Consider the following 4,821-nt stretch of genomic DNA (forward strand, 5'->3'; position numbering starts at 1 on the left):
GGACTTCAGGTAGCAGCAGCCAGCCGGGGATGGTGGACGCGCCGCCGGCCTCGATGCGGGCGAACATGTCGTGCCACTCTTGCAAGCCGTGGACGACGCCGAACCCGGCCAGGAAGAGCAGCGCGCCGGCCAGGCGAAATTCGGAGGTGCGGAAGCGGGAGGAAGCGAGCCAGATAGCCAGGCCCATGCTGAAGAAGGCCAGGCCGTAGAAGAAGTAGACGACGACGATGTTGCGTTCGAAGAAGTCAGCCATTCTGATTGTAGCGCGGGTTGGCAACCCGCGTCTTAGTCAGCGCGAAAGACGCGGGTTGCCAACCCGCGCTACATCACACTCAAGCGCACGTCGCCCGCGAGAAGCTCCGCGCCCTGATCCAGGACGGTCGTCTTCACGTACCCCAGCGCCAGCAGCCCGGCCGGCCCCTCGGCGGCCGAGGTGATCGTCCCGGCCGGACGATCTCCGGCGACGATCTCCGTCCCCGGCAAGACCTGATAGGTCTCAGCGCGACCGGAGGTCGCCGACCTGTCAGGTCTGGGTTGCAGCCGTACCAGCCGCTTCGCCAGCTTGCCGCGGCTCTCCATGCGGGCGATGATCTCCTGCCCGGTGTAGCACCCCTTGTGAAACGACACGTCGTCCCACAGCCCCGCCTCCAGCGGGATATAGTCGAGCGTCAACTCCCGGCCGAAGCGCGGCCGGCCGGCCTCGATGCGCAGGTAGTCGTAGGCCGCGTCGTCGATGGGCGTCAGACCGGCGGCAACCAGCGCGGCCCACACCGCCTCCCGGTCGTCGGCATTGGCGGTGACGAGATAGCCGTCGCCGGCGATAGGGTCGGCGCGGTGGAGGTAGGCCGTCGCGCCGCCGATCTGCGCCTCTCGCCAGTGGTGGAGCGGCAGCATGACCTCCGGGAAGCCGGCCGCGGCCAGCATCTCTCCCGCCCGCGGGCCGTAGATGCCGAAGACGACAGTCTGCGCGCTCAAGTCCTCTAGCTGGAAGTCGTCGTTGAAGAAGACGTTGCGCAGGAAGTAGCGGGCCAGCGCGTCGGCGTGTCCCTCGCCGGTCAGGACGTAGACGGCGTCGGACGTGGCGTAGAGGAGTATCCGGTCGATAATGCGGCCGATATCGGTCGTCAGCACCGTCGCCGCGCCCTCGCCGCCCTTCAGCCCGTTGACCGCCTGGGTGGACATGCGGTGGATGAGTTCCAGCCGCGTCTTGCCGCTCAGGCGCAACATGCCCCGGCCGGCGTGGTCAGCCAGGACGGCCGCCTCATGCGCCGCGCGATACGCCTCATTCGAAATCATCGTCCTCATCTCCCGGGAAGAGGGCTGCCGTCCCGTCCCCATTGGCCGACGGCAACTCCAGGATGTCGATCCCGGTCACCGGGATCATCTCCACGGAGTCGGACGCCGTTTCCGCCTCCCAGCGCTCGACCATCGCGGTCAGGAAGGGCAGGTAGCGCGCCTCATGTTCGTGCGTGGCCTGAGCGATGATCCGGCCGAGCGGCGCGCCGCCCAGCGTCTTGTAGTGGCCGGGGTCGGTCAGGGCGCGCTCGGAGAACTCGCTCAGCCACTCCTCCAGATGCATCCGCGCCCCCTGGAAGTCGTTGAAGATGGCATCCAGGCCGCGGCCCTGAGCGTCCTGGTAGCGCTGGGCGTTGTAGGCGTTGGGGTTACGCAGCGCGGCCAGCAGCCGTTCCGGCGGCTGGCCCGCCTTCAGGCGCATCAGGCCGGTCACCACTTCGGCGTCCCAGGCGGTCAGGATGCTGAGCAGGTCGGCCACCGACCAGCGACCGACGGCCGCCGGGGCGACCAGCGCCTCATCGGGCAGACTCTCCAGCGCCATGAGCGTCCGTTCGCGCGTGGCGTCCAATCGATCGAGTAAATCTTCCAGAGCTGACATCGATCCTATTATAGCCGAAAGATCTCACGCAACGCTGAAAGATCGCACGCAAAGCACACAAAGAGCGCAAAGCTAACTGTTTCTTTGCGTTCTTGGCGAACTTTGCGTGCTTTGCGTGAGATCTTCTTTCCAATCAAAAGCGCCGCGCTGGTTGCCCAGACGCGGCGCTTTCTCGCCCACCCTTTTCCTGAGTTGCTCAACGGGAGGAGGAGGGTACCATGGCGGCGGGCACGGTGGCTTCGGCGGGCGCCTCGACCACTTCTCCATGGTGGATCACATTGAGATACCGGACGCCGCAGATGACCGCCAGCAGGCCGTAGGCGAGCACCCCGGTTGCCGTCAGGATCTCAATAAGTGATGGCGTGTAAGTAGTGAACAGCGGGACAACGCCGCTGCCCTCGACCTGGCCGTAGACGACCAGTTGGCCGACCAGGTTCGTATCCCAGCGATAGGCGACGACGCCGATGACGACCAGCCCCAGGGCCAGGATGCGCACGCGGCCGTGTCGCCGCAGTGGAGTAATTAGCAAGAGTGTGGCCGGCAGCACCATCCCCAGCACGATTTCCAACCACCAGAAATTGAAGGCCAGCCGGCCGCGGGTGAGGATGTACAGCGCCTCGCTCTTGGCCGGCTCATAGCCCACCGGCATGGACATCAAGTCCCACCAGCGCAACGCCAGCAGGGCCAGCACCGCCCAGCCGATGCCGTAGGCCAGCTTGTCGAGCACGGCCCTGTTGACGCGGGCGCGCGGCGTCAGCCGTCCAGAGACAAGCGAGATGAACGTCACCAGCGCGATCCCGCCAACGATTGCCGAGACGTAAAAGCTAATCGCCATCGGCCAGGGGCGATACCAGATGGGGCGCGCCACCAGCTTGCCGTAGGTCAGCCCCAGCGACGACTGGTGCATGGTGGACAGGCACAGGCCGACGAAGGCCAGATAGGGCGTCAGGCGGTGGACGGATGTCAGCCGCTGCGACAGCGTCGGGAAGCGGTGCTCCACCTCGTGCCAATGGCCGACGATGGGCGCAACCTCCAGCAGCAGCACGCTGAAGTAGAGGCCGACGCACATTGTCACTTCCCACAGCGGCGAGTGGATATTCCAGAAGACGAAGCCATGCCAGAAGCGATCAGGCCGGCCGATGTCGAGCACCAGCATCATCATGGCCATGCTGTAGCCGATGAAGCCGACGAAGACGGCCGTGCGGGCCACCGGCTCCAGTTCCTTGCGGCGCAGCAGATAGGCCAGGGCCGACACGCTGAACGCGCCGGCGCTCAGGGCGATGGCCGACAGGTCGATGGAGATCCACAGCCCCCAGGGGACGAGGTTGGTCAGGTTGGTGACGCCCAGCCCCTTGACGAAGACCACCAGCGCCGCGCCCACGCCGACGAGCATGAGCGCGCCCAAGACGGCCATCAGGCGATGGGCCGGCTCCCGCAACAGTTCGGAAACCGGTGGAAGCTTCTTAAAGGGGAGCGCATGGACGGGTGACAGAAACCTCACGGATGCACCTCTTCAGAATCTGCCAAATCTGCGTAATCGGCGGATTCTTCCTCTTGTTCCGCCGGCAAATAGTAGACGCGCGGATGTGTGCCGAGTTGCTCGTGCAGCCGGTAGGCGTCGGGGCGGTTGCGCAGGGCGATGCTGACCAGCGAGTCGGGGTCATTCAGGTCGCCAAAGAGGCGCGCCCCATAGATGCAGGCCACCACACAGGCTGGCGTAGCGTCGGGGTCGAAGCCGGGCCGCAGCCCGATCTGCAAGCCCCGGTCGATGCGCTGGACGCAGAAGGAGCACTTCTCGACCACGCCGCGCGGCCGGCGCGGCACTTCGGGGTGGCCGGCGTGGGGCACGTCCGGGTTTGGGCTGGTGAACGCCTCCCAGTTGAAGTAGCGCGCGCCGTAAGGGCACGACAGCTGGCAGTAGCGGCAGCCGATGCAGCGGTCGTAGTCCATCATGACGATGCCGTCGTCGCGCCGGTAGGTGGCTCCCACCGGGCAAATCTCGACGCAGGGGGCGTGTTCGCAGTGCATGCAGGGCGTCGGCTGGAAGACGCGCTTGCCATCGGACGTTGGCTCTACCTCTTCGACGCGCGACCAGGAGATGTCGGGCGGCGTGTCGTTGTAGGCGTGGCAGGCGGCCAGGCACAGGTCGCAGCCGATGCACTTGGATTGGTCGATGACCATCACCCACTTGTGCGCCGCCGGCTGTTCGTGGTCAGGCGATTCATCGCCGTTCGCCGCCCGCTGTCCAAACATCGGCAGGGGAATGGGGCTTCGGCTGACACCCACGCCCACCGCGGCCGTCGCCAGCCCGGCCAGCCCCATCTTCAGGAAGCTACGCCGATCCATACCCGTCGTCATTCCCCCTCGCCTCCCTTCTTCGTCTCAGACTGACCACTGCTTACTGACCACTGCTTACTGTCTCGCCGCCGTGTCCAGCGCGACAGCCACGGGGCCAGCATCGTCCCGAACACCAGGCCAAAGCCGGCCGGCAGGATGTAGATGAGCGGGCTGGGGCCTTGCGGCGTCTGGCTGACGTAGGGCGTCATCTCGTCGCGGGCGGGGGTGAAGGTGTCCGTCCGCGCCAGATCGGCATCTACCGGGTAGCAGGCCACGGCTGTGTCCGCCCCCGCATTGGTGGTAGCTGTCTGCCCCTCGCCCTCGGCCGGCGGGCCGACCAGGGTTTCGACGGAGGCCGTCTCCGCGGTTTCGTCCACCGCGGCGTGCATGTCGTTCAGATGGCAGGCATTGCACGATTTCAGGTCAATCTTGAAGGTGTGGTTACGCTGGCCGTGTCCCTCCGTGCCGGCCGCCGGCGAGTCGGACACGCGCAGGTGACAGTCGGTGCACAGCAGCCCCTCGCGGGCGTGGCCGGTGAAGGAGTAGTAGTGGCCCTCGGTGTTGTGGCAGCTATGACATAGCTCCTGCGA

General features: G+C 66.2%; 4 protein-coding genes and 2 pseudogenes. All 6 read right to left on the reverse strand.

Features of this window, described 5'->3' with window-relative positions; genetic code table 11:
* Positions 1 to 253, reverse strand: a pseudogene (locus ACE3UY_RS22100) (hypothetical protein); the annotation flags it as partial.
* 68 nt (positions 254 to 321) lie between these two features.
* Positions 322 to 1,296: a folate-binding protein YgfZ gene (locus ACE3UY_RS22105; RefSeq protein ID WP_374689637.1), complete on the reverse strand. Its 975-nt coding sequence runs from the start codon at positions 1,294 to 1,296 to the stop codon at positions 322 to 324.
* A complete protein-coding gene (locus ACE3UY_RS22110) occupies positions 1,283 to 1,894 on the reverse strand; it encodes a DinB family protein (RefSeq protein WP_374689638.1) in 612 nt (203 codons plus the stop codon). Before ACE3UY_RS22110 ends, ACE3UY_RS22105 begins: the two co-directional genes overlap by 14 nt.
* Before the next feature lie 196 nt (positions 1,895 to 2,090).
* Positions 2,091 to 3,395, reverse strand: a complete 1,305-nt coding sequence (gene nrfD / locus ACE3UY_RS22115) for an NrfD/PsrC family molybdoenzyme membrane anchor subunit (protein WP_374689639.1) — start codon at positions 3,393 to 3,395, stop codon at positions 2,091 to 2,093.
* Positions 3,392 to 4,240, reverse strand: coding sequence for a sulfate reduction electron transfer complex DsrMKJOP subunit DsrO (gene dsrO, locus ACE3UY_RS22120; protein WP_374689640.1), 849 nt, complete (start codon positions 4,238 to 4,240; stop codon positions 3,392 to 3,394). Before dsrO ends, nrfD begins: the two co-directional genes overlap by 4 nt.
* A gap of 8 nt (positions 4,241 to 4,248) precedes the next feature.
* Positions 4,249 to 4,821: pseudogene (locus ACE3UY_RS22125) on the reverse strand (hypothetical protein); the annotation flags it as partial.

Source organism: Promineifilum sp. (SeqCode) (genome assembly GCF_041918635.1).
Lineage (GTDB): Bacteria > Chloroflexota > Anaerolineae > Promineifilales > Promineifilaceae > Promineifilum.